At 65.2% G+C, this 24,754-nt stretch carries 23 protein-coding genes and 2 tRNA genes; 8 read left to right on the forward strand and 17 right to left on the reverse strand.

Annotated elements, in window-relative coordinates:
- Positions 1-3: 3 nt before the first annotated feature.
- Both ppk1 and V9L20_RS06400 read right to left on the reverse strand, forming a co-directional pair.
- Complete coding sequence (gene ppk1, locus V9L20_RS06395; protein WP_337295924.1) at positions 4-2,142, reverse strand: polyphosphate kinase 1; 2,139 nt, start codon at positions 2,140-2,142, stop codon at positions 4-6.
- A 176-nt stretch (positions 2,143-2,318) separates the two neighbouring features.
- Positions 2,319-3,194, reverse strand: coding sequence for a GNAT family N-acetyltransferase (locus V9L20_RS06400; protein WP_337295925.1), 876 nt, complete (start codon positions 3,192-3,194; stop codon positions 2,319-2,321).
- A gap of 171 nt (positions 3,195-3,365) precedes the next feature.
- On the opposite strand from V9L20_RS06400, the gene V9L20_RS06405 reads away from it, so the two are divergent.
- From V9L20_RS06405 to V9L20_RS06420, 4 genes are all read left to right on the forward strand, one after another.
- Entirely contained in the window at positions 3,366-5,045 is a 1,680-nt protein-coding gene (locus tag V9L20_RS06405) for an FAD-dependent oxidoreductase (RefSeq protein ID WP_337295926.1), read from the forward strand.
- A 129-nt stretch (positions 5,046-5,174) separates the two neighbouring features.
- Entirely contained in the window at positions 5,175-5,879 is a 705-nt protein-coding gene (locus V9L20_RS06410; protein ID WP_258505919.1) for a glutathione binding-like protein, read from the forward strand.
- Between the two features lie 35 nt (positions 5,880-5,914).
- Positions 5,915-5,991: transfer RNA gene (locus tag V9L20_RS06415), tRNA-Pro, on the forward strand.
- A 45-nt stretch (positions 5,992-6,036) separates the two neighbouring features.
- Positions 6,037-6,113: transfer RNA gene (locus V9L20_RS06420), tRNA-Arg, on the forward strand.
- 73 nt (positions 6,114-6,186) lie between these two features.
- Here the strand turns inward: V9L20_RS06420 and V9L20_RS06425 are convergent.
- On the reverse strand, positions 6,187-6,657 hold the full coding sequence (locus V9L20_RS06425; protein ID WP_337295927.1) for a DUF6130 family protein: 471 nt from the start codon (positions 6,655-6,657) through the stop codon (positions 6,187-6,189).
- A gap of 315 nt (positions 6,658-6,972) precedes the next feature.
- Between V9L20_RS06425 and V9L20_RS06430 the strand changes: the two genes are divergently transcribed.
- Entirely contained in the window at positions 6,973-9,042 is a 2,070-nt protein-coding gene (locus tag V9L20_RS06430) for a hybrid sensor histidine kinase/response regulator (RefSeq protein WP_337295928.1), read from the forward strand.
- A 69-nt stretch (positions 9,043-9,111) separates the two neighbouring features.
- On the opposite strand, the gene V9L20_RS06435 is transcribed toward V9L20_RS06430, so the two are convergent.
- On the reverse strand, positions 9,112-10,035 hold the full coding sequence (locus tag V9L20_RS06435; RefSeq protein ID WP_337295929.1) for an arginase family protein: 924 nt from the start codon (positions 10,033-10,035) through the stop codon (positions 9,112-9,114).
- Between the two features lie 301 nt (positions 10,036-10,336).
- On the opposite strand from V9L20_RS06435, the gene V9L20_RS06440 reads away from it, so the two are divergent.
- Positions 10,337-10,861 carry an arsenate reductase ArsC gene (locus tag V9L20_RS06440; protein WP_337295930.1) on the forward strand — a complete coding sequence of 175 codons (525 nt, stop codon included), beginning with the start codon at positions 10,337-10,339 and terminating at the stop codon, positions 10,859-10,861.
- 1 nt (position 10,862) lies between these two features.
- Here the strand turns inward: V9L20_RS06440 and V9L20_RS06445 are convergent, their stop codons facing one another.
- The 9 genes from V9L20_RS06445 to V9L20_RS06485 all read right to left on the reverse strand — a co-directional run bounded on the left by V9L20_RS06445 (position 10,863) and on the right by V9L20_RS06485 (position 19,850).
- Positions 10,863-11,777, reverse strand: a complete 915-nt coding sequence (locus tag V9L20_RS06445) for a DNA/RNA non-specific endonuclease (RefSeq protein ID WP_337295931.1) — start codon at positions 11,775-11,777, stop codon at positions 10,863-10,865.
- A 53-nt stretch (positions 11,778-11,830) separates the two neighbouring features.
- Entirely contained in the window at positions 11,831-12,073 is a 243-nt protein-coding gene (locus V9L20_RS06450) for a hypothetical protein (RefSeq protein ID WP_148110632.1), read from the reverse strand.
- Between the two features lie 5 nt (positions 12,074-12,078).
- Positions 12,079-13,722, reverse strand: coding sequence for a S8 family peptidase (locus V9L20_RS06455; protein WP_337295932.1), 1,644 nt, complete (start codon positions 13,720-13,722; stop codon positions 12,079-12,081).
- A 39-nt stretch (positions 13,723-13,761) separates the two neighbouring features.
- Positions 13,762-14,316 carry a phosphatase PAP2 family protein gene (locus V9L20_RS06460; protein WP_337295933.1) on the reverse strand — a complete coding sequence of 185 codons (555 nt, stop codon included), beginning with the start codon at positions 14,314-14,316 and terminating at the stop codon, positions 13,762-13,764.
- Entirely contained in the window at positions 14,304-15,854 is a 1,551-nt protein-coding gene (locus V9L20_RS06465; RefSeq protein WP_337295934.1) for an ArnT family glycosyltransferase, read from the reverse strand. The genes V9L20_RS06460 and V9L20_RS06465 overlap by 13 nt, the downstream gene beginning before the upstream one ends.
- Positions 15,854-16,855 carry a glycosyltransferase family 2 protein gene (locus V9L20_RS06470; protein ID WP_337295935.1) on the reverse strand — a complete coding sequence of 334 codons (1,002 nt, stop codon included), beginning with the start codon at positions 16,853-16,855 and terminating at the stop codon, positions 15,854-15,856. The genes V9L20_RS06465 and V9L20_RS06470 overlap by 1 nt, the downstream gene beginning before the upstream one ends.
- Before the next feature lie 153 nt (positions 16,856-17,008).
- Positions 17,009-18,427 carry a sensor histidine kinase gene (locus V9L20_RS06475; RefSeq protein WP_337295936.1) on the reverse strand — a complete coding sequence of 473 codons (1,419 nt, stop codon included), beginning with the start codon at positions 18,425-18,427 and terminating at the stop codon, positions 17,009-17,011.
- Positions 18,396-19,082 carry a response regulator transcription factor gene (locus tag V9L20_RS06480; protein ID WP_337295937.1) on the reverse strand — a complete coding sequence of 229 codons (687 nt, stop codon included), beginning with the start codon at positions 19,080-19,082 and terminating at the stop codon, positions 18,396-18,398. The genes V9L20_RS06475 and V9L20_RS06480 overlap by 32 nt, the downstream gene beginning before the upstream one ends.
- A 30-nt stretch (positions 19,083-19,112) precedes the next feature.
- Complete coding sequence (locus tag V9L20_RS06485; protein ID WP_337295938.1) at positions 19,113-19,850, reverse strand: SDR family oxidoreductase; 738 nt, start codon at positions 19,848-19,850, stop codon at positions 19,113-19,115.
- A 125-nt stretch (positions 19,851-19,975) separates the two neighbouring features.
- Here V9L20_RS06485 and V9L20_RS06490 point away from each other — a divergent pair, with 125 nt between their 5' ends.
- Complete coding sequence (locus V9L20_RS06490) at positions 19,976-20,416, forward strand: MarR family winged helix-turn-helix transcriptional regulator (protein WP_337295939.1); 441 nt, start codon at positions 19,976-19,978, stop codon at positions 20,414-20,416.
- A 21-nt stretch (positions 20,417-20,437) separates the two neighbouring features.
- Here V9L20_RS06490 and V9L20_RS06495 read toward each other — a convergent pair whose 3' ends face one another.
- Together V9L20_RS06495 and V9L20_RS06500 are read right to left on the reverse strand one after the other, a co-directional pair.
- Positions 20,438-21,100 carry a carboxymuconolactone decarboxylase family protein gene (locus V9L20_RS06495; protein ID WP_337295940.1) on the reverse strand — a complete coding sequence of 221 codons (663 nt, stop codon included), beginning with the start codon at positions 21,098-21,100 and terminating at the stop codon, positions 20,438-20,440.
- An 88-nt stretch (positions 21,101-21,188) separates the two neighbouring features.
- Positions 21,189-21,665: a (R)-mandelonitrile lyase gene (locus V9L20_RS06500; RefSeq protein WP_337295941.1), complete on the reverse strand. Its 477-nt coding sequence runs from the start codon at positions 21,663-21,665 to the stop codon at positions 21,189-21,191.
- Positions 21,666-21,879: 214 nt separating this feature from the next.
- Here V9L20_RS06500 and V9L20_RS06505 point away from each other — a divergent pair, with 214 nt between their 5' ends.
- A complete protein-coding gene (locus V9L20_RS06505; protein ID WP_337295942.1) occupies positions 21,880-22,788 on the forward strand; it encodes a LysR family transcriptional regulator in 909 nt (302 codons plus the stop codon).
- On the opposite strand, the gene V9L20_RS06510 is transcribed toward V9L20_RS06505, so the two are convergent.
- Both V9L20_RS06510 and V9L20_RS06515 read right to left on the reverse strand, forming a co-directional pair.
- Positions 22,776-23,666 (reverse strand): LysR family transcriptional regulator, encoded by an 891-nt coding sequence (locus V9L20_RS06510; RefSeq protein ID WP_337295943.1) that lies wholly within the window; start codon positions 23,664-23,666, stop codon positions 22,776-22,778. The two genes, V9L20_RS06505 and V9L20_RS06510, sit on opposite strands and share 13 nt — an antisense overlap.
- Positions 23,663-24,754, reverse strand: a complete 1,092-nt coding sequence (locus V9L20_RS06515) for an AraC family transcriptional regulator (RefSeq protein ID WP_337295944.1) — start codon at positions 24,752-24,754, stop codon at positions 23,663-23,665. The genes V9L20_RS06510 and V9L20_RS06515 overlap by 4 nt, the downstream gene beginning before the upstream one ends.

The raw sequence follows: 24,754 nt of genomic DNA on the forward strand, positions 1-24,754 counted from the left end.
TGGTCAGTTGCTGGATGCATCGGAGTGATGCCCTCGCGATGCATATCGGTTCATGAGCGCGGTCTGTGCGCCGTGCGCCTCGACGGCGCGAGAAGCACCCGCCTCGCCGCGATGGGTGTCGTGGTCGACGCGCGTGTAGATCCCGTCGCCGCCAAGATCCCATGCGTCGCGGCCGTCGTGCAGGTAGGCCACCAGGCATTCGTCGATCAAGCGCTGGCGAAGGCTCGGATCGGTGACCGGCCAGGCCAGTTCCACGCGCCGCATCATGTTGCGGTTCATCCAGTCGGCGCTCGAGAGGTAAAGCGACTCTTCCTCGCCGCTGCGGAAGTAGAAAACCCGCGAATGCTCCAGGAACCGGCCGATCACCGAGCGCACGCGGATGTTGTCGGTCAGCCCCGGCACCTGCGCCGGCAGGGTGCAGGCGCCTCGCACGATGAGGTCGATCTTCACGCCCTTCTGCCCCGCGCGCATCAGCGCGGCAACCAGCTGGTCGTCGGTCAGCGCATTCATCTTGGCGACGATGCGCGTGGTCTCGCCGGTTGCGGCTGCCAGGCTCAAGGCATCGATCTGCGCAATGAGGTTCTTGTGCAGGTCGAACGGGGCCAGCCACATGCGGTTGAGCTTGGGCAGGCGGCTCTGGCTTGCCAGATGGACGAACACCGCTTCCATGTCGGCCGTCAGCAGCGGATCGGCCGTCAGGTGGCTGATGTCGGTGTAGAGCTTGGCGGTGCGCGGGTTGTAGTTGCCCGTGGAAAGATGGCCGTAGCGGCGCATCTGCTTGCCCTCGCGGCGCGTCACCAACAGCATCTTGGCGTGCGTCTTCAGGCCCACCACGCCGTACACCACCTGCGCGCCAATCGACTCGAGCATTTCGGCCCAATTGATGTTGGCCTCTTCGTCGAAGCGCGCCTTGAGCTCCACCACCACCGTCACTTCCTTGCCGCGGCGGACGGCCTCGCGCAGCAGGTCCATCAGTTCCGAATCGGCACCTGTGCGGTAGATGGTCTGCTTGATGGCCAGCACCTGCCGGTCTTGCACCGCCTCTCGCAAAAAGGCGAGCACGCCGTCGAAGCTTTCGAAGGGCTGATGGATCAGCACATCGCCGCGCTGCAGCCGCTCGAAGAACGACTGCGCCGGAGACAGCGTGACCGGGTACGAAGCCGAGTAAGGCGGAAAGCGCAGCTGCGGCTCGTCCAGCAGGTCGATCAGTTGCGTGAGCCGCGCCAGGTTCACGGGGCCGTGCACACGATAGAGCGCCTGCGGCGGCAGGTTGAACTGCGCCAGCAGAAAACTCGCGAGCGACTCGGCGCAACTGGCCGACACTTCGAGCCGCACGGCCTGGCCGTAGTGGCGGTGCTGCAGCCCTTGGCGCAACGCGGTGCGCAGGTTCTTGACGTCTTCCTCGTCGACCGCAAGATCGGAATGCCGTGTGACACGGAACTGCGAGAAGTCGCCCACCTCGCGGCCCGGAAACATGCTCGACAAATGTGCGCGCACCACGCTCGAAAGCGCCACGAACAGCGTCTTGCCGTCGGACACCTTGGCCGGCATGCGAATGACGCGCGGCAGCACGCGCGGCACCTTGACGATCTGGATCGGGTTTTCGCGCCCGAATGCGTCCTTGCCGCCAAGCCGCACGATGAAGTTGAGCGACTTGTTGGCCACCTGCGGAAACGGGTGTGCCGGATCGAGCCCCACCGGGATCAGCAACGGGCGCACTTCGCGCTCGAAATATTCGCTGACCCATTTGCGCTGCGCCGCATTGCGCTCCCCGTGCGAAATGATGTGGATGCCGTGCTTGGCAAACGTGGGCATCAGCTCGTCGTTGTAGAGCGCGTATTGGCGGCCCACCAGCGTGTGGGCAGCCTCGGCCAGGCGCTCGAACGACTCGGTGGTGTAGGTGCCCTTCTGGTCGCTGGCGCTGCTGGCGATCAGGTGCGGTGCGGCGCGGACCTCGAAGAATTCGTCGAGGTTGGATGAAACGATGCACAGGTAGCGAAGGCGCTCGATGAGCGGCACCTCGGGCCTGTGGGCCCAATCGAGCACACGCTCGTTGAATGACAGGATGCTGTGATCGCGGTCGAGCAGCGTGAGCGCCGATGCCGCGACCTCAAGTGTCCGGTCAGCGGTAGCAGATTGCATGGGCACTGATTCTGGGGCAAGGGGCACGGGAGCACACGTAGGCGGAAATATGACAGTTTCGTCCTTGTTTGTGACGTTTCCGTGACGCTCCTGTGACGTCGATTGGCCAGTGCCCGGCTCTCCCGAAGCAGCCGAAGAAGCAGATGGCCGGGCAGCGGGCCGGGCGACCGCTGGTTTCATGCGCCCAGAAAGTGCTTGCGGTAGCGCGCCGGCAAGTCGTCGATGCGCATCAGCATCGGCAGGTCCGCGGTGTTGAAATCCGGGTCCCATGCGGGAGCACCCAGCACCTTGGCGCCCAGGCGCAGGTAACCCTTGATGAGCGCGGGCGGCTCGACGTCGAGCGCGCTGTCCAGGCGCTCGACCGGCAGCGGCAGCCTTGGCTGCACCTGGTACTGGATCGGCGCCATGTGGCTGGCCGACAGCTGGCGCCAGATACTGGCGGCCGCATCGCCGTTGGTCACGCCGTTGTGTGACATGGGAATGCTCGCGCAGCCGATCATTGTGTCGAGCTTGTTGCGATGCATGAAGCCCGCCAGCGCGCCCCACAGCGCAAGAATGACCCCGCCCTGGCGGTGATCGGGATGCACGCAGCTGCGGCCGAGCTCCACCATGCGCTCGCGCAGGTCGCGCAGCCGGGTCAGGTCGAACTCGGTGTCGCTGTAGGTGCTGCCCACACGACGGGCCTGGGCCGGCGTGAGCACGCGGTAGGTGCCAATCACTTGCTGCGTGAGCTCGTCGCGCACCAGCAGGTGCTCGCAGAAGTCGTCGAACAGGTCGATGTCGTGCCCCGCCAGCGGCGTGCTCACGCGTGCGCCCATTTCGCCGACGAACACTTCATAGCGCAAGCGCTGCGCGGCGCGCACGTCATCGAGGTGGCGTGCCCAGCTCACCGTGATGCCCTGCTTGGCATCGACGACCGGCGGCACCAGAACCGCGGCGGGCGCCTCCGGCACCGACGTGCGCGCGGCGTTTGCAACGGCAGGGACGGGCCACAAGGCGGCGCGCAGTCCGATCTGCGACAGCGGAAACGTCGGATTGGGCAGTTCTTTCATTGGGAACCCTTTCTGCCGATGGAGTCTCTGCACTCGCGGTGAAACCGGCATGTCAGCGGCATGGCATTTGCATGACGGTGTTACAGCGTGTTTGGGCCCTGTTTCGGGGCCGCCCCATTCGGCCCGCAAGGCTGTCTAATGCGGTGGGTCGCGACACTGGAGTTTCTTTAAATGGCCACAGACGCAAGCAGCAATTTCGACAACCGCCTTCACCAGACCTTTCCCGTTCTCAGCGATGCCGAGATCGCGCGCATTGCGCGGTTCGGAACGGTGCAGCGATTCGCGCGCGGGGAACGGCTCTTTACCGCCGGAGAAACAGGCCCGGGCATGTTCGTGCTGCTCAAGGGCGTGGTGGCCATCACCCAGCGCGACGGCCTCGGGCATGTGGTGCCCATCGTTCGCCAGGGGCCGGGCGAGTTCCTTGCCGAGGTGGGCCAGCTGAGCGGCCGCCCTGCCCTCGTCGACGGCCATGCAGACGAAGAAGTCGAGGCGCTGGTCGTTCCGCCGCCGCAACTGCGCGCGCTGCTCGTGGCCGAAGCGGATCTTGGCGAACGCATCACCCGCGCACTGATCTTGCGGCGCGTGGCGTTGATTGAATCGGGCGCGAGCGGGCCGGTGCTCATCGGCAAGCCAGAGTCGCCCGACATGGCGCGGCTCGAAAACTTTCTGCGTCGCAACGGCCACCCCTATCACCTGGTCGATGCGGCGGAAGATCCCGACGCCGCGGCGCTGCTCGAACAGTACGGCACCTGCAAGCTGCTGGCCGTATGCCCCGACGGCTCGGTCCTGGTTAACCCGGCCGAAGATGCACTGGCGCGTTGCCTTGGCATGGTGGACACCGCCGAGCGCGATGAGCTGTTCGACGTGGCCGTGGTCGGTGCCGGCCCCGCCGGCCTGGCAACCGCGGTGTACGCAGCGTCTGAAGGCCTGCACGTGATCGTGCTCGACTGCCGCGCCTTCGGCGGACAGGCCGGCGCCAGCGCGCGCATCGAGAACTACCTTGGCTTTCCGACCGGCATCTCGGGGCAAGCCCTCGCGGGCCGGGCTTTCGTGCAAGCCCAGAAATTCGGCGTCGAGATGCTCATTCCGGTGAAGGTCACCTCGCTGGACTGCACCCGCAACAACCCGATGGGCAGCCTGCGCATTGCACTGGCCGACGGCCGCACCATCAATGCGCGCACCGTGGTCATTGCCAGCGGCGCGCGCTACCGGCGGCCCGATGTGCCACGGCTGTCCGAGTTCGAAGGCCGGGGCATCTGGTACTGGGCATCGGCCATCGAAGCAAAGCTTTGCTCGCAGCAGGAAGTGGCGCTTGTCGGCGGCGGCAACTCGGCCGGACAAGCCGCGGTGTTCTTGTCGCGCCACGCGGCCAAGGTCAACGTGCTGGTGCGCGGCCCTTCGCTGGCGGCCAGCATGTCGCGCTACCTCATCGACCGCATCGAGGCCACGCCCAACATCGAACTGCATCCGCACACCCAGTTGGTCAAGCTGAACGGCGGCTCCGACGAAGGCCTGACCGGCGCCAGGTGGCGCTGCCAGACCACCGGGGACGAACACGACTGTGCGGCCCGCAACATCTTTCTCTTCGTTGGCGCCGAGCCTGAAACCAGCTGGCTCGAGGGCTGCGGGGTTTCGGTCGACAAGCACGGCTTTGTGCTGACAGGCGACGCGGCGAGCAGCGGCTTTCCGGCACGGCCCTCCACCGCGCTCGAATCCAGCGTGCAAGGCGTGTTTGCCGTGGGCGACGTGCGCTCGGGCTCGGTCAAGCGCGTGGGCGGCGCCATCGGTGAAGGGGCCGCGGTGGTGGCGTTGATTCACCAGCACCTGTCGTCCAGCTCGGCCGTTGCCTGAGCGGCTTCGCAACGCGGTGGCGCGGCGCACCGCAATTCCCGGCGCTGCACGCATTTGAATGGCCGCGTATATGCTGCCTGCCTCGAATCACAACCCGCAAATCACAACCCGCATATCGGAGCGCTAGACATGCCCGCATCGCCCATCGAGGTTTATTCCTGGCCCACGCCCAATGGCCACAAGATTCACATCATGCTGGAGGAGTGCGGCCTGCCGTACAACGCCCGCCCGATCAACATCGGTAAAGGCGACCAGTTCGCGCCCGACTTCCTGCAGATCAGCCCGAACAACAAGATTCCCGCCATTACCGACCCGGACGGGCCGGACGGAAAGCCGATCTCGCTCTTCGAATCCGGCGCCATCCTTGTGTACCTGGCGGGCAAGACCGGCAAGCTGCTGCCCAAGACCGACCGCGAACGCTACGACGTGCTGCAGTGGCTCATGTTCCAGATGGGCGGCGTGGGGCCCATGCTCGGCCAGGCGCATCACTTTCGGATGTATGCGCCTGAAAAGATCAGCTACGCCATCGAGCGCTACAGCAACGAAGCCAAGCGGCTCTACGGCGTGATCGACAAGCAGCTGTCGAAGAACAAGTTCATTGCCGGCAAGACCTATTCGATTGCCGACATCGCCATCTTCCCGTGGCTGCGCAGCTGGGACAAACAGGGCATCACCCTCACCGACTACCCACACCTGAAGGCCTGGTTCGACGCGATTGCCGCACGGCCCGCCGTGCAGCGCGGCGTGAAAGTGCTGGCCGATTTGCGCCAGCCGATCACCGGCGACAAGGAACGCGAGATTCTTTTCGGCAAGACTCAGTACGAGAAACGCTGAGAGCACCGATATTCAAGCTAGAATGGAAGGCTTGTCGGGGTGTAGCGCAGCCTGGTAGCGCATCTGGTTTGGGACCAGAGGGTCGAAGGTTCGAATCCTTTCGCCCCGACCAAGTTTCTTCTGTATCTTTCGTTTTTGCTTCTGTCCGGCCCGGAATCTGCCCGTAGCTCAGTTGGATAGAGCACCTGCCTTCTAAGCAGGTTGTCGGGGGTTCGATCCCCTCCGGGCAGGCCAATCTCCCTCCTCTCTCTAGCCAAAGCGGCTCGGCCGCACTCGCGGGCGCCTATCTGAAACCGAGGCAACGGCCTCAATGCGCATGCGCCTGGGGCGCTGCTGAAGCCGGCCGTTCGGGAACCGTTACCAAAACGGTCTCGCTGGTCAGAATCTTGTGCGCCGGGTCTGCGACCTCGATCAGCATCTTGTGCACGCCAGGTGTGAGCCCGACGACGATGATCGGGTCCGCACTGGTGTGCGCCCAGGTGCCCGGCCGGTCATCGACCGTCACATGAAGGTGGCCGACACGCGGCGACACGCCGCGTGCGCCCTCGCCGAACACCGGGATGACGCGCACGTTCTCGGTCCGGTACTGGATGATCACGACTCCCCGCGCCAGTGCCTCGGGCAACGGCGGGTACACGACCAGCTTCGCTAGCGACTCCGACGCGATCGGAAGGATCGGCGCGGGGCGCCCGAGGTCCGTCGCGGTCTCGCCCCCTGCATGGACGGACGTCAGGGTGAGCGAGGCAAGCGCTGCGGCGGCAAAGAGGGGCAGTTTCATGAAGCTTGGGAGAGAGAGAGAGAGCGGTACATCGACTGAACCGGTCTCACCCGGGTCTTATGCGATGAGTGGATTGAATCGACGGCTTGTATCTCCGATGTGTCGTGGACCCGGGGATTTGGACGCTCATGTATCCGGATCGCCATCCGACACATGGCCATACAGAAATCGTGAGTCACGGAAGGCGGTCAAGGTCTTGGCATGTCTTGTAAATAGCGAATTCGGCTGACACTGGCCAGAGAGCCGCGATGATCCACTCGCTGGTCGACCATCAGGGGGCGCCATCGAATTCCTCCTTCCACCAGAGACAATGCCGTGAGTTCAGAAGCCGCCCCGCCTTCTCGATCAGACGCGACGGCGGACTCCGTCGCAGACCTGGAACCGCAGATCGCGTTTCTGGACAGCCTCGCCAGAACAACGCAGCCACTGAGCGATCCCGCGGAAGTCATGCAGATCACCGCGCGTTTGCTTGGAGCGCATTTGGGGGTCAACCGGTGCGCGTACGCCGAAGTCGACGCCGACGAGGACCACTTCACGCTGACCGGGGATTTCAGCCAGGGTGTCGATTCCATCGTCGGCCGCTACACGTTCTCCCAGTTCGGGCTGGATTGCCTTCAGCTCATGCGCGCCAACCTGCCCTACGTGGTCCACGACATCGACACCGATCCGCGCGCGGCGGGCATGGATCTGAGTGCCTATCGGCTCACTGCCATCCAGGCCGTGATCTGCGTTCCACTGCACAAGGACGGCCGCTTCGTGGCGGCCATGGCCGTGCACCAGCGCGCGCCGAGACGATGGAACAAGCAAGAGATCGAATTGGTCCAGCTGGTCTGCAGCCGATGCTGGGAGAGCCTGCAGCGCACCCGCGCCCACCATGCGATGCAGCTGACCAACGAGCGCTTGAACATTGCGCTCGCCGCGGCTGAGATGGGCGACTGGAGCTGGAGCGCGGCCACGGACGTGGTTTCGCTGTCGCCGCGAGCGGCAGCACTTTTCGGTGTTCCGGTTGCCCCCATCACCTGGCATGAACTGGCGCAACTCATTCATGAGGATGACAGGGAACGAACGCTTGGCGCTGTCCAGGCCAGCGTGCGCAGCGGCATGACCTATCGCGAGGAGTACCGCCTGGCCGGGAGCCGCCCGCCGCGGTGGCTGGCGGTCTGGGGAACGCCGCAAACCGATGATGCAGGTGCTGTCGCGGGCATCTTCGGTGTGGTGCAGGAATCCACGGCCAGAAAGCAGATGGAACAGGATCTGCGGGAGGCCGATCAGAAAAAGGACGAATTTCTTGCGGTGCTCGCGCATGAGCTGCGCAACCCGCTCGCGCCCATAGGCCTTGCCGCTCAGATGCTCAGGCAGTCGCCTGACCCTGCCACGCAGAACACCGCCGAGCTGATCCGCACGCAAGTCGTCCAGATATCGAGACTGCTGGACGACCTGCTCGACACCAGCCGCATCAAGACCGGTCGCATGACAGTCAAGAAGGAGCTTGTCTACGCGCGTACAGCGATCGATCTGGCGTTGCAAAACACAGGCCCCGAGCTGCGCAGACGGAGTCACACGGTGACCTTGCAGGTCGAAGACGACCTTGCGCTCCACGCCGACCCTGTGCGTCTCGCACAGATCATCACCAATCTTCTGACGAATGCCGCCAAATACACCCGGGCGGGCGGGCGCATCCAGGTGAGCGCGTCGAGCGCCGGCGAGTTCTGCGAGTTCGTGGTCAGCGACAACGGAATGGGGCTGACGCCGCAATCGCTCGAGCGCATCTTCGAGATGTTCTCGCAGGAGGGTGCCGTGCTCCATCGGCCCGAGGGCGGCCTCGGCATCGGTCTCGCCCTGTCGCGCGCAATCTGCGCCGCACACGGAGGCAGCATCGTGGCGGAGAGCGAGGGCCTGGGAAAAGGCAGCCGCTTCGTCGTGCGGCTTCCCATCGGCAGCATCCCGCTGAAACCGGCGTTGGACAACGCGCCTCCTGTGCTCACCACCAGCGGGCGGCGCGCTGCAAGCATCGTGATTGCCGATGACAACGTCAGTGCCGTGACGCTCCTGGCCGAACTGCTGCGCATGGAAGGCCATCAGGTGCACGTCGCCACCGACGGGGCGCAAGCCCTCGCCATTGCGGAGGCGGTCCGCCCTTCGGTGCTGATTCTTGACATAGGCATGCCCAAGCTCACCGGGTATGAAGTCGCCCAGGCGGTGCGCCTTACTCCGTGGGGCCGGCAAGCCTTCCTGCTTGCTGCCACTGGATGGGGCCAGGAGTCAGACAAGGCACGGGCACGCGCCGCAGGTTTCGACGCCCACCTGATCAAGCCCTTCGATCCGATGGAGCTTTTGGACGTCCTCGAACGAAGAGTGGCAATGGCCGGCCAGGTCAGCCCCTAGTTCGCCGGCCGGCCCCTGCGAGCATCTTGCCAACGGTTCGTTCGATGGACCTGTCGCATCCTCGAGAGCTCATTGGTGCGGTCTTCTGCCCGCTGTGCTCCAGGACGCCGCTGTTCCAAGCGCCGCGGCCAGTACGTCTGCCAGGCCGCGACCGGCGCTGCCGTCTTTATCAAGGCGAGGGTTGTAGATGGTGACCTCGAGGCCGACCGCCTTGCCGCTTGCCAAGGCAACGCGAAGCGCAGTCCCCAGTTCGTCCCACGACAACCCGCCCGGCACACGGAAATCGACGGCCGGCATGATGGCGTCGTCGAGGCAATCGGCGTCGAGGTGGATGAAGAAGCCATCCAGCTCCTCGCGTGTCAGGTGGTCGACCGCCTGGCGCGCCGCGGCCTCGATGCCCATCGCGCGCACGGCGGGAAGGTCGATCGCCATGAGCGCTTTGGGGAGCGGCTGGCTTCCGTACTCCTCCTGATCCTTGTGATCGCGATACGCGAACGCGACCGCGTCTTCGGGGCGGACCAGGGGAGCGCGGCCTTCAATGCCGGTCAGGAGCGAGGGGCCGTGGCCGGTGACGAGGGCAAGGTCCATCGAGGCGCCCTCGCCATTGGGTTCCGCCTCGGGCTGGAAGAAATCGGCGTTGCCGTCGATGAAGAACAAACCGTAGCGGCCGCGCCGTTTAAACGCGAGCATCGAGCCCAGGATGATCGTGCAATCGCCGCCCAGCACGACCGGGAATTCGCGCGCGTCGAGCACCGCTTCCACCGCATCGGCAAGGCGGGGTGACCACGCCGCAATGGCCCCGGCATTCAGGACGCCGGTCGCTGGGTCGGGTACAGGGTACTTCGGCGGCACTGCCAGCCGCACGGCGCGCCGTGCACAGATGCGCTCGGCAAGGCCGAGACCCAGGAGCTGCTCGGGCAAGCGCTCCACTCCGTCCGTCGCCAAGCCCAGCGTGGAAGGGGCTTCGAGAATTGCATAGGGAAGTGTCGGCATGGCGCCTCCATAAGCGACTGCAATAACCGAGGATGCCGCCGGCTCGAGGTCCCGCACTGTGGCGGGTGCCGAAGGCAACCTCTACCAGCGCCGACAGGCATCCGCTGCAGTATGGCTCCGCGGCATGAAAAGCGGATGACTTGGCAGCAAGTCTGCGCGCCTTGTGAGTAACGGAACGAAACTCCCTCCCGAGCAAGCATCGGTCGCGTCTTCCACTCGTCATACACACGTCATCCATGTCGGGATCAATGGCGCAGCCAACCACTTGAAGGCCGCCTGTACGCGGCCGCCTGGACGCACCATGACCACTTCCACACACCCTGTTCATGTTCTCTTCCTCTGCAACAGCAATGCGGCACGCAGCCTGATTGCAGAGGCGCTGCTCAACCACCTCGGCAAGGGCCGCTTCGCCGCGTATTCCGCCGGCCATGAGCCCACGCCAGACGGCCAGCCCGATCCGCGCACCATCGAAGCGCTGAAGGGTGCCGGCCTGCCCACCGACGGGTTGCGCAGCAAGAATTGGGACGAGTACGGCCTGGCCTCGGCGCCGCACATGGACTTGGTCGTCACGCTGTGCGACGAGGCCGCGGGCGAAACCTGCCCGGTCTGGCCCGGGCAACCCGCCGCCGCGCACTGGTCGCATCCAGACCCCCGAGCGGACGACGCCGGCGGCGCCGAGGCTTTCGTGAAGACGATGCACGCGATTCGCAGACACGTGGAACTGCTGGTCAACCTGCCCGACGAGCGCATCGACCGCCTGGTGATCGAGTCCGAGGCTCGGCATATCGGCACCACCACCGGGGAGCAAGTCTCCCCTACCCCGTAGATCAGCCCGGAAGCCGGGTGTCGGCGAAGCGGCGGATCGGCTGCACGAAGCTGATGTCCGCGCCGTCGAGCACATCGCGTCCCTGGAGGCTTTCAAACCTGAGGCCAGTCTCGGCCTCGATGAACGACAGCGGGCGCTGCGAGGTGCCGAAGTCTTCCAGGTCACGCGCCACCCCTGAATCGAGGTAGATGCCCTGGCTCATCAGGTAGGCAATGGCGCTCAGCTCACCGGTCGCCTCGCTGATGAATGCGACGACCTTCCAGAAGTCGCGCGGGATCTGGATGCCGAATCTCTCGGCATCGTCCGTCCGGAGAATGGGCCCCGTGAAGACGCTGATGCGCTTGTCGTCGCCCTGGGCGTTGGCGAGGATGTAGTCCTCCAGGTCGCCCCACAGTCCGTCATTGAAAGGCTGCCACTGCGGGCATGCATTGGTTGCAAAGAAGGTGTCGATGTTGGCCCGCTGCGCGGTGGCCAGCGAGCCCCAGTTCGGGTCCTGCCGGCGCGTCATGTGGCCACGGGAAAACTTCTTGTCCTGCTCGGGGCCATAGGCTTCCCGCAGCATCTGGTATTCCTTCTTGATGCGGCCGTCGTAGTTCCAGGTGTCGTGGCGCGGAACGTTCTTGGACTTCGACCCATCGACGTTGCAGGCGGAATAGAGCGGCACGCGGCGGGAAATGCACTGCACCGTGCTGAAGTGCTGGTACTTGAGCTCGAAGGAGCCGTCTTCGAGCGTGGCGATGTCGTCCATCGATATCGCGTCGCTCATCGAAGGCAGTTCCACGCGGTTGCCGTCTCCGAAAAAGTCCGGCGCGTAGCCTTCCCGGCCCCTGAAGAATTCCGGTGGCTTGGGCGTTGCGGCAACGCGCTGAATTCCGGCCCAGGAGTTGCTCACGACCTGGACGTCTGTATCGGACATGGGACTTCCTCTCCAAAAAACCAGCGGCCAACAGCGGCCGTGGCGCCTTGCGACTATTTGCCGAGCTTGGCGCGTGCGTTTTTCAGATTGAAGACAGGCTTGCGGATTTCCGCGAACGTCGATTGGGTCACCACCCATTCGGGGTTCTGCTCGAGCGCCGCGAGTTGCGTGTCGTCGACCTGGGCCTCGACCAGGGTGCCAGTCTTCGGCGTCAAGACGACGCCCGGCACGCAGCGCCGCAGCCGCGCCTCGGCCGACAACTTCTGGTCGGGACTGCCTGTGTAGGTCAATACCACGCTTGTCACTTCAGAACTCCAAACCCTTCGTACTCGGCCGACCAGCCCACCTTTCGGGCTGCCTGCGACAGCATCTTGACGATGGCGTCGGCCTTTTCAGGACCTCTGGGCATGTTAAGCAGGTTCGGATTCCCTGACAACAGACGGGCCGCCATGCCCGATGTGAACGGCGTGGCCATCGAAGTGCCGGACATCATTGCGTATCGCCCGCCCGGAAACGTCGACAAAACGGCAACGCCGGGGCCGATGAAATCCGTCGAAAGGCCGTAGTTCGAAAACTCGGCAACAAACTCTTTCTTGCGGCGGATTTCGCTCTCCTGAAAGCTCTCCGGGCAGTCCGCCGGAAATGTTCCGTCGCGGCCAAGCGCGCCGACTGCCAGCGTGTGGCTGTACCGGGCGGGATAGCGCAGCAGCGACTGGCCGTCGTTGCCGGTGGCCGCGAACACGGCAATGCCGGCATTGCGCGCTTTTTCAAGAATGTCGGGCATCTCCGGCATCGGCTCGAGGCTGCCCATGCTGATGTTGACGATGTCGCAGCCGTCGGCGATCGCACGTTCGAGCGCGCTGGCAATGTCGCTGGATCTGGCACGCCCGCGTTCACCGGTCTTGGGACACACGCGATACGCGAGCAGGCGGCAAGCCGGCGCCAGGCCGTAGATGCCGCTGCCCGCGGCCATCTTGCCCGCGATGATGCCCGCGACGTGCGTGCCGTGTCCGATGCCGTTGTCGAGAAAATCCGCCGGGTCTTCGCCGGTAACGAAGCAGCCGCCACCCGCCACGGCAATGTCGGCGTGCGGCCCGACGCCGCTGTCGATCACGCCGACGGTGACGCCCGCTCCCCCCTGGGGATCGTAGGGCGCGTAATTCGAGAGCAGCTGGTAAGCATCAGGCACCAGCGGCGTGATCTGGACATCCAGGCGCTTCGGTGCGGCAACACGGTCGAACCCCTTCACGAAGACCGACCAGTGCGTGTGTTCCGGTTCGACCAGAATCAATTCGACACGAGGGTAGAGCACCGGAATTCCCAGGCTCGCGATTCCCTGCGCGTCGGTGACCGCAGGCACGTGCGCGCCGTCCCAATCGACGAGCGCCTTGACCCGAACGCCCGCCACGGCGTTTCCCTTGGGATCGGCAAGGCGCAGCTCGAACCTCTTGACCTTGGCTCCCGCGGTCACCTGGATTGCGGAGGCTTCCAGCTCGTCGCCCAGCGGGCGGATGTATTGGAGATAGGCCCATGCAGCGGGCGCAATCCGCAGGCCCGGCGTATTCCGGCGCATCGCCAGCAACGCGGATGAATTGGCCTTCATCACCGACACGCCGTCCAGTTGCTTGACCAGATTCATCCGCGGCGCGCCGCGGCCTTGCACTCCTTGCCCAAGCGCCTCTTCTGCATTGCCCAGGTTGATGGCTCCAAGGGCCGCCAGCTCCGTGCCACCGGGCACGGCGCTCTTCGACGGCCACACGATAACGTCGTCAGAAAACTTGGGCTCGGCCGCAATGCGGCGCAGACGCAACTCCTGCAGCAGCCGCTCCAACTTCTTGCTGTCGGACTTCGACATGTCGCCCTTCGCGTGCTGATAGGCGCGCTCCGCTCGATGCGCAGGGGCGGCTTGTTTCTGCGGTTTTTGTCGCTTGCTCGCTGCAGCCATGCGTTCTCTCCTGTTGCCTGCTTGTCGCACGAGGGGGTTTCACGCGGATGACGAACCGCGCTCCAGCACACCGCGCACACGCCGACCCACATGCTCCAGCCCGCCGAAGACCGCCACCAGCACCAAGGCCAGCAGCAGCCCGGCCGGAATGTCGGCGGGAAAATGAACACCGACGTGGATGCGTGCCCAACCGGTGAGTATGCCGGCCACAAATACCACCGCACCGGCGCGCCGCAACGCAGGCCGGCGCAAGCACAGCAGCGCAACGGTGAACATGACCGTCGCGTGCGCGCTCGGCAGCGAACCGCGCGCGCCGTGCTCGATGTACGCCGGGCTCAGGCCCACCATGAATGGACGCGGCAGGTTCAGCTCTGCCGCAATGGCGTGGGCCAGCATCGAAGCAAGCGCCGCGCAGCCCAACACCGCCAGCAGGTAGCCGCGCTCCCGGGGATGCAGCCAGGCCATCCAGCCCAGCAAGCCCGCACACAGCCAAGGCCCGCCAACGGCGATGGCCCCCGCAGCCGACACCAGCCAGGCGCAGGGTGCGTGCCCTGCGGCAATCCACAGGAACAGAAGAAGATTCAGTTCTTCCATTCGCCCGCCCCGCCCTCTTGATTGGCGCTGGCGCGCGACGCCATGGCAGAACTCCGCTCGGTGCACGGCGTGCGCAGAAAAAGGCGGTAGCTCCCGGCGTCTCCTACGACTTGCAGGCATGGCCACACGGCCTGGGGCAACTGCGCCAGCACAGCACGCGGCGTTGCGACAAACAGCGGCTCGTGCGGCCGTTCATGCGCGAGCCGCAGCGGGTCGGCGATGTGCAGCGCCTGCCCTGCCGAATAGAACGCAGCAGAAAACATGCGCTCCTGCACAAATGCCAACGGCGTCTCCGGCTGCAGCTGCGCACGATACAGCTGCACCACCGCCTCGGCCGATTTGGTTTCAGCCCGGCCGCCCGCGGTAAGGTCCAGCAGCCTTCCCACGAACAGTGCCGTTGCGAGAAGAGTCCCGGCGAGCAGCGCCCGGCGCGCAAAACCGTCGTCGCGGTGGCCCAGCCAGAGCGCCGTCGCAAGCGCGAGCGGCGGCAGGCCTGGAAGTACATAGGTCCAGAGAATGTTGCCGGCCGCCGTGAAGACCACGCACGGAGCAAGACCGCAGATCAGCAGGTAGCGCATGAACGATGGCTGCGCTTGCGTATCGCTCGCACCGTCCACCTGCAAACCTGTGCTCTTGCGCTGGCGCGCACGCCAGGCCGCAAGCGGCACCACGATGCTCCACGGAAAAATGGCTCCTGCCAGGAAGAGCCAGATGGTGCCGCGCGGAAACGCATGCGCCGAGCCGTAGCGGTCGCCCTGCCAGCCCGCGACCACGAACCGGTTCCAGTGCTCTCCGATGAAGAAGTAGTCCAGGAAACCAGGAGTGCGTGCCTCGGCAAATGCATACCAGGGCGCGGCCACGGCAACGAGCAGCGCACCACTTCGCAGCCACGGCACTGCCCGCCACACGCTGCGTGCCTGTCGTGTCCACAGGGACCACACGCCAACAGGCAGCAGAATCAGCACGCACCCCACCGGCCCCTTCGCCAACAGCGTGATCCAGAGCCCGGCGAAGAAAATCCACGTCTCGCGCCGCCGATGTTCGGCCGGCCCTTGCAGCGCCAACCAGAAACCGCGCATCGACAACGCCGTGCCCAGGCACAGCGCCATGTCGGTGGTTACGGCGCCGGAGACCATCCAGAAAAGGACGGTGGTCGCGAGCACAGGCAGCACACAGGCGGGCCGCCTCATGCCGGCCCGCCGCGCCCAGTCGAACGTGAGCACGACGATCGCTGCAGCCATCAGGAAGTGAGGCAGGCGAGCGGCGAATTCGTTGACTCCGAAGATCCGCATGCTTGCCGCGGTCAGCCAGAAAGCCAGCGGCGGCTTGCCCCAGAACGGCTCGCTATCGGTGAACCACGGCGTGATCCAGTCGCCGCGCTCCGCCATCTTTCTCGCGATTTCGCCGTAGCGCCCCTCGGTGGTGTCCATCAGTGGATAGCCCGCCAGTGAAGCCAGGCGCAGCACGATGAGAAAGACCAGCACGCAGGTGGTCGCAGTGCCCAGCGTCTGCCGGGTATCGGTAAGAACGCGCGGCATCAGCGGCCCGCGCTTGCGTTCGATGGCACGGTCGCCGGTTCATACACGTCGATCAGGTAGACCGGGCGGCCCTTTGTCTCCGTGAAGATGCGCGCCACGTATTCGCCGAGCATGCCCATGCACAGCAGCTGCAGCCCGCCGAGAAAGAGCATCGTCACGATCAGCGTCGGAAAGCCCTGCACCGCATCGCCAAGAATCAGCGCCTTGAAAAAGAAGAACATCGCATAGGCGAAGGCGCTGCCCGCGCTGGCCATTCCCAGCAGCGTGGCCACTTTCAGCGGAGCGGCCGAGAACGCCGTGATGCCGTCGAAGGCCAACCCGACAAGCTTGAGAAAAGGCCACTTGGTCTCGCCGGCCGCGCGGGCAGCGCGCTCGTAGTCGATGGTCGCCTGCGGATAGCCGATCCAGGCGAACAGGCCCTTCATGAATCGGCCGCGCTCAGGCAGCTGGTTCAATGCATCGACTGCGCGGCGGCTGAACAAGCGAAAGTCACCCACGTGCCGCGCGATCGGCACGTCGCTCACGCGCTCGATGAAGTGATAGAACGCGCTGGCGGTGGCCCGCTTCCACCAGGACTCGCCAAGCCGCTCTCGCCGCCTCATGTTCACCACGTCGGCCCCGCCACGCCATGCCGCAAGCATCGCGGGGATGAGCTCTGGAGGGTCTTGCAAGTCGGCATCGATGACCACCACCGCCTCGCCGCTTGCAAGTTGCAGCCCCGCGCTCATGGCGGCTTCCTTGCCAAAATTTCGGGTCAGGCGCGCATACGAGATTCCCGGATGGCTGCGCTGCAGGCGCTGCAGCAGATGAGCGGTCTGGTCGGTACTCCCGTCGTCGATATAGACGACTTCGTATCTCACGCCAAGGCCAGCCAGCACGGCGTTCAGGCGACGCTGGAACTCGACGAGCACCGCCTCTTCGTTGAAAACCGGCACCACCACGCCGAGCGCCACGTTGGACGCCGAGCCCGATGCTGGCCGTGCGGGCTGGCTTGGTGCCATGTCCGGCAGCAATCCGCCTGCAGTGCGGTCGGCGCGGAACCGCTCAGCAATGCGCGCGCGATGAAGGGGACGTGGACCGACAGAGTGAAGCATGACATCGCACCAGGACAAACAGGATGTCTGAATCCTCCGCCTGAAAGACTTTCCGGCGACTTACCGGCCCTGCGTTGTCACCTGGGTCGTCGCGATCTCCTCCTGCGCGTCCGAACGAGCCAGCAGAAATCTCATGCCCGGTTCGGCCCTTTGAGCGGAGAGCTTCCATCCGTGCGCCTGCGCGATCTCCTGGCATATGGCCAAGCCCAGGCCGGCGCCATGGTCGCGGCGATGCGGCCCGCGCCAGAAGCGCGTGAACATTTTCGAGAGTTGCTCCGGATCTGCGCCCGGCCCCCAGTCCCGAACCGCCACTGCCTCGGCGCCCACCTCCACCATCACCTTGGTGCCTCGCGGTGCATGCTGGATGGCGTTCTCCATGAGGTTCTTCAGCACCGTGAAGAGTGCCCCTCTGTCGGCGGTCCAGTGAACTGCCTGGCTGTCCTGATTGTTGAAATGTGCTGAAAGATGCACGCCTGCCGCCTGCGCCATGCGCTCCAGGTAGGCAACGCCCTGCCCTGCAACCTCCCGCACATCGACTTGCGCGAAGCTGTAGTTCTGAACCTCGCTGGCCTCGGCAAGATGAAGCAGTTGCTGCACCTGGCGCGCCATGTGCTCGACGTCCATGAGCAGTGAGTCGCGGCCGGCGCCTGCTTCACTCAGTTCGATTTGCGCGCGAATCAACGCGAGCGGCGTCTTCAGCTCATGCGCCGCAGTCGCAAGAAACTCCTGCTGAATGCGAAACCCGTGCTCCAGCCGTTCGAGCACGCGATTGAAGCTTTCGACCAGCGGCACAACCTCCGACGGCACTCCGGCCACCTGGAGCCGGGCATGAATCGACCTCGGTGCAATGGCGGCAGCGGAAGCAGTCACGTTTCGCAGGGGCTTGAGCGTGCAACGCAGCGCCAGGTAAGCGCATGCGCCAAAAACCACCAGCAGGACCAGACTGAAGACGCCGATCCCCGCCACCATGAACGGCAGCGCGAAATGCCGGTGCATGAGATCTGCAAGCCGTGCGCTCGCAGCAAACTGCAAGAGCCACTTCTGGCCCGCGTGCTCCACGGGCACGGCGGCACCGTGGATCGGCTCCCCGTTGTGTTCGAACTTGAAGTACCCACGGCCGGCCTGCCGGGCAGCGCCTGCCCAGAATCCATCGCCCCCAACAGAAGACATCACGGCATTGCCTGATGCGTCCAGGACGCGGTACGCCACCTCTTGCCTCAGGCTGTCGTACATCCAGTCCGCACTGCTTTCACGCGCATCGAACCCGATGGGTGTTCCCGAGCTGTCGAACTGCAGCGCGCCCGCCAATTCTTCCGCGCGCCCCACCAGGTCGGCAACGAACAGGAGGTCGCTGCGCACTGTCAGCACCGTGATGAGGATCGAGGCGATCAGCACGATGCTCAGCACCACCCCGACCACGAATGCGAGCAATATCTTGAAGCTGAGGCTATTCAGCCACGCCGACTGGACGAAGCGCATAGCCGAGGCCTCTCACGTTGACAACCCGCTGCCGCGAGCCAATGGCGAGTAGTTTTCGGCGAAGCCGGTGCAGGGCCACGTCCAGTGCATTCGGCGTCACCGCACCTCCCAAACCCCATGCAGCCAGTTCGAGCGCGGCGCGGCGCACCGTGTCGCCGCCTCCCTGCACGAGCAACAGCAGGATCTGCATTTCCGACGGCGCCAATGACACGCGCCCCTCACCGCAGCAAACGCTTCCCTCGGCCGGTTTCAGCTGCAGATCGCCATGCGCGGGCTCGAGCGGCCGGCATTGCACCGGGCGGCGCAGCAGCGCCCGCACGCGCGCCACCATTTCGTCCATGGCAAAAGGCTTGGCAAGGTAGTCGTCGGCCCCGGACTCGAGCCCTTCCACGCGGTCGTGCAAGGCATCGCGGGCCGTCAAAACAAGGCACGGCACGCCCACCCCCCGCGCGCGCAGGCGCTGCAGCAAGGCGAGCCCGTCTCCGTCGGGCAACCCCCGGTCGAGCACCAGCGCACCGTACGGCACCTCCTGGATGACCGCCCACGCAGCATCGCCGCGGTGGACAACATCGGCCGCAATACCGGCGGCTTCCAGCCCGCTGCACGTGAGCCGGGCCAGCCGCTCGTGGTCCTCGACCAGGAGAATGCGATTCATCGCATGCGATATGGAAGCGGCTCGACAGGCTCAACTGCCATTCATGCGCTGGAAGAGTTTTTCGCCGTGCTGGCGCGTGCCCACCGAAAGCCCGACCAGCACTTCGTCGTGCCCCTCTTCGAGGAGTGCCAACGCTTCGGTTGCAAAGGCGTCGGGGCTCATCATTCCGGCGTTCTTCGTGCCGTCGCTTCGGGTATTGCCGCCCAGTCCGGTGTCGACGATGGGGGGCACCATTTCCACCACCTTGACCGCAGTGTGGCGGAGTTGGTGCCTGAGCGTGAGAGTGAACGAGTGCAGCGCGGCCTTGGCAGCACAATACACGGGCACGTCGGCCATCGGTGCAAAGGCCAGACCTGACGTGACGTTGACGATCACAGCCTGCTTCTGGCGGCGCAGCAGCGGCAGGATCTCGCCGATAAGTTGCACCGGCGCAGTGAAGTTGACCGCAACCTCTTGCTCCAGATCGTCCAGCGCATGATCGCCGGCGAAGCTGCGGCGATATTGAACACCGGCATTGTTGAAAACGACGCTGAGGTCCGGGTGCTCGGCGGCAATCCAGTCGATCAGCGCCCTTCGGCTTTCCGCGTCGGTCACGTCGCAGATTCGCGTGACAAGCGCTGGCTCGATCGCTTGCGCGCGCGCCAGCGACTCGGCCCCGCGGCCACAGACGATGACGCGGTTTCCCCGCTGAAGAAGCTGCTGCGCAAGCGCAAATCCGATACCGCTGGCGCCCCCGGTCACAAGGATGGTGCTGTTGCTCAATGTCATCGTCTGGGCCTTTGAGACTGAGGTCAGTCTGGTACGATCAAATGATGCCAATATGACACCATGTTGTCAATAAAGCCTTATAGCGACAAATGACAAAGACCAAGCGAACTGCTGCCGGCGAAGCGATGAGCAGCTTGATGCTCGAACTGTTCAGGCTGAACAGCCGCCTGTTGACTGCAGGCGACCGGCTGGTGGCGCCGCTCGGGCTGACGAGCGCTCGCTGGCAGATTCTTGGCACGATCTTCAAGGGCGAACACCCGCAGCCCGTGGCGTGGCTTGCCCGCACGCTGGGTGCCAACCGGCAGAACGTGCAGCGGATCGTCAACGACCTGGAGAAGGAAAATCTCGTCGCGTTCGAGACCAACCCTCACCACCGGCGGGCGCAGCTCGTGGTGCTGACCGACAGGGGCCGGCAGGTCTACACGGCCGCCATGGCCTTGCAAGCCCCGTGGATCAACAGCCTCTCGGACGGGGTTGCGGTGGACGACATCAAGACCATGCAGAAAGTCATGGCCTCGATTCGGCAGAAGCTGGAGCACGACATGGAGGACGAAGAGCAAGGCTGACCGGCTCCAGCCGCGGTTCTGTCAACTTGCCGGCTTGCTCGCCAGGTGGCGCTCCAGCGCATCGCGCACGCGCTTGGCGCTTTCTTCATCCACGCGGTCGGCCAGCACGCTGCCCAGTTGCCGCAGCTGCTGCACCGAGAGGCCCACGTTCATGCTGATGCGGATGTGCGACTGCAGCTGCGACTCGACACCCGCAAGCGCGGACAGCATGCTGACCGTGGCCACTTCGCGGCTTTGCCAGTCGAGGTTGTCGCGCTCGAAGATGTCGCCGAACAGATGGGCCCGCAGGTACTCGTTGGCTGCCGGCGCAAAGTCGAACAGCGGCCCCTGGACCGGCGCACCCGACAGCCTGGTCTGATTGGCGGTTCCCGCAGCCATCAAGGCGTCGCCTTTCGGAATGGGGCGGCTCGGCCCGCGGCCCTCGGTATCTTTCACGCCGCGCTGCTTGCGCGCGTCGACCACCTTCATCAACTCCGTCAACGCATTCAGGCTGCGCGGGAAACCGGCATACGCGTAGAGCTGCACCAGCACCTCCTTGGCTTCGCTCACGGTCAGGCCGGCATCCAGCCCCTGGTTCAAGGCCGCGTTCAGCCTGGCAATGTCGCCCGCGGCGGCAAAGGCCGCGATCGGCACGATGGCCTGGTGCGTGGCCGACAAGGCCTGGGACTGGGGTGTGCTGGTCATGCCGGCTGGCTCCTGCTGGTTCTGGGATGCTTGGATGGCCGGGACCGCGAGCACCAGGGCCAAGGCCGCCACGGCGGCGGTGCGATGTTTAGCGCGCGCCATATTGCTCATCGCTGACTTTCTCCATCCATTCGACGTTCTTGCCGTTCACCGTGCCGGTCACGGCCAGGTGGCTCATCGCGGAGCCCGGCGCCGCGCCGTGCCAGTGTTTGACGCCCGGCGGGCACCAGACCGTGTCACCCGCGCGGATCTCCTGCACGGGCTTGCCCCACTCCTGGGTCAGCCCCACACCCGACATCACCAGCAGCCGCTGCCCTGCGGGATGGGTATGCCAGGCCGAGCGCGCGCCCGGCTCGAAAGTCACCACGCCGCCCGAGGCATTGATGTGCGCGTTGGCAGGCCACACCGGATCGACCCGGACGCGGCCGGTGAAGTATTCGACCGGGCCCGTGGACGGTGTCTGGCTGCCGGCGCGCGTGACCTGCTGGCCGGCTTCGGGCTGCGCTTCGGCAACCCCGGCCTGAAGCGATACGGCGCAGAGCGCGCAATACAAGGATGTTTTCATGCGGAAGACCTTTCACTGGCTCCAAGCGTAGGCGGGCTCGCCCACCCTGACTAGCCGCCCTCGTCCGCATGCACTTATCGACCGGGCGCATGAATCGCGAGCCGTTTTCCTACGCGAAGCGCACCTAGACTCGAGGGCATGACGACCGCCCTCTTTCACGGGCCGCGCGGCCCGGCCGTACTGCCGCAGCTGTCGATGGTGGCTTGAGGCAGCCATGCCGCGCGACAACTTCAACGACCTGCTCGCATTCCTCGCGGTGGCGCGCGAGCGCAGCTTCACGCGCGCGGCGGCCACGCTCGCCGTGTCGCCATCGTCACTGAGCCACAAGATGCGCGCACTCGAAAGCCGCATGGGCGTGCGCCTGCTGACCCGCACCACCCGCAGCGTGGTGCCGACCGAAGCGGGCGAGCGGTTGATGGCGACGGTTGCGCCGCAGTTCGATGCAATCGAGACCGAGCTGGAGGCGTTGGCCGAGTTCCGCGACAAGCCGGCCGGCACGGTGCGCATTACCGCGGTCGACACCGTGGCGGATCTGTTCATCTGGCCGCGCCTCGCACCGCTGCTGCACAAGCACCCGGACATCAAGGTCGAGATCGATACCAGCTACCGCATGGTCGACATCTTCGAGGAGCGCTACGACATCGGCGTGCGCACCGGTGAAGCCATTGCACGCGACATGGTGTCGGTGCGCATGACGCCGGACTTTCGGCGCCTGATCGTCGGTGCACCGTCCTACTTCGAGCGCCACCCGGTGCCGCAAACGCCGCAGGACCTGCTTGCGCACAACTGCATCACGCTGCGGCTGGCAACGCGCGGCGGCCTCTTTGCCTGGCCGCTGGAACGCAACGGACAGGCCGAACGCGTGCAGGTGCAGGGGCAGCTCACCTTCAACGGCAGCTACCAGATCCTGCAGGCGGCACTGGACGGCTGCGGACTCGCTTTCACGCCAGAGTATCTGGCGCGGCCGCACGTGGAGGCCGGCCGCCTGCGCTGCGTGATGGAGGAGTGGTTTCCAACCTCGCCCGGCTTCTTCATGTACTACCCCAGCCGCCGCCAGAAAACGCAGGCGGTTTCCATGGTGATCGACGCGCTGCGTTTGCCCGATGGGCCTCAGCCGCGGTAGCGCAGCGCGTCGATCACCAGCGTCAACGCACGCGTCGACTGGCGCCGGTTCGGGTAATAGGCATGCAGGCCCGGGAATACCGGGCACCAGTCCTCCAGCACGGCCCGCAAGCGCCCCACCTGCAGATGAGGCCAGGCCAGGTCTTGCGGCAAGAAAGCCAGGCCGCAGCCGCTCAACGCGGCGTTCAGCATCTGGTAGGCGCTGTTGAAGGTCGCCTGCCCACCCACGCGAGCCTGCAACTCGCGGTCGCCGCTCTTGAGCTCCCATGCATACAGGCCGCCGCCCGCCAGGCGCAGCGCGATGCAGTTGTGCGCAAGCAATTCCTGCGGTGTGGCCGGCACACCGCGTTCCGCCAGGTAGCCCGGCGCGCCGGCGATCACCATCTGCTGGTCGGGCGCAAGGCGCACCGCAATCATGTCCTTGGCCACCTGGTCGCCCCAGCGCACGCCGATGTCGAAACGCTCGGCCGCAATGTCGACCATGCGGTAGTCCGAGCTGATCTCGATCTTGAGATCAGGGTATTCGGCAACCAGCGGCCTCAGGCGGGGCCACAGCACCGTGTCCACCACGTAGTCGATGGCCGTGATGCGGATGCTGCCGGCCATCTTGGTGCCGAGCTCGCTGACTGCGGCGACTTCGGCTTCGATTTCCTGCAGCCGTGGGGCCACCGTTTCCAGCAGCCGCTCGCCGGCCTCGGTGGGCGCCACGCTGCGCGTTGTGCGCGTCAGCAGGCGCACCCCCAGGCGGGCTTCCAGCGCACGGATGGTGTGGCTCAGTGAAGATTGCGACACGCCAAGCTTGGAGGCCGCACGCGTGAAGCTGCGCTCGCGCGCCACCGCCATGAAGGCCAGCAGGTCACTGATCGAGTCACGTTTCATTTCGTGCCCCCGGCACCGCCCTTCTGCCGCAGGTCGTCGATGTCCCGCCGCGGCGGGGCGCCGAACAGGCGGCCGTATTCACGGCTGAACTGCGACGGGCTCTCATATCCGACCTGGAACGCCGCACTCGAGGCATCGATGCAATCCGCCAGCATCAGCCTGCGTGCTTCGTTGAGGCGCAGCCATTTCTGAAACTGCAGCGGACTCATGGCCGTCAGGGCGCGGAAATGATGATGGAACCGCGATGGGCTCATTTGCACATGGGCGGCAAGCTCCTCGATGCGCAGCGGCTGGGCGAAATTGAGCTTCAGCCATTCGATGGCACGCGCGATGCGCTGGTTCTGGCTGCCCGCAGAAGCCATCTGCCACAACCATGCGCCTTGTTCGCCCGTGAGCAGGCGATAGAAAATTTCCTTACGCACCAGCGGCGCAATCACAGCAAGAGCGGCCGGCTCGTCCAGCAGCTTGACCAGGCGCAGGAAGAGCTCGAGAAGCGCCTCGGTCGTATCGCCCAATACGAGGCTCGGTGCCAAGCCTGATGCCGTGGACGCATGCGCGGGCAATGTGGGCGGCTCGGCCTGCATGAGCAGCAACTCCGCGATACCGCGTGCATCCAGTTCCAGCACCAGGCTCAGGTATGGCTGATCGGGATGCGCCTCGACAGCCTGCAGCACCACGGGCAGGTTGAGCGCGGCAATGAGGTGGCGGCCGCTGTGATAGCTGTAGCTCCGGCCTCCCAGCAGCGCGCGCTTGGCGCCCTGCACCGTCAGCGCAATGCTCGGCCCGACCATGCAGTTCATGGGCGGGGTCGGCGTGTCATGCCTGTAGAACGCAAGCCCGGGAATGGCCGTGTCGAATTGCTCGGCACCGTCTGTCCAGCGCGCAATGCGTTGAGCCAGCGCCGCGCGCAAGGCTTCGAACGTATCCGCCGATACACCGGGCAATTCCTGCTTCACCTCTTCACTCCGCGGCTGAAAAGCTCCATGGTAGGGCGTGACTGTATGGTGGCTGCCCATTGCTTGCAGCAACAGTCGGATCAGGCAAGAACTCGGTCGGATTTGTCTATTGCCGTGGTCCTGTCTGCTCAA

Origin of the sequence: Variovorax sp. CCNWLW225 (assembly GCF_037204045.1) — a bacterium.
In the GTDB taxonomy this organism is placed as follows: domain Bacteria; phylum Pseudomonadota; class Gammaproteobacteria; order Burkholderiales; family Burkholderiaceae_C; genus Variovorax.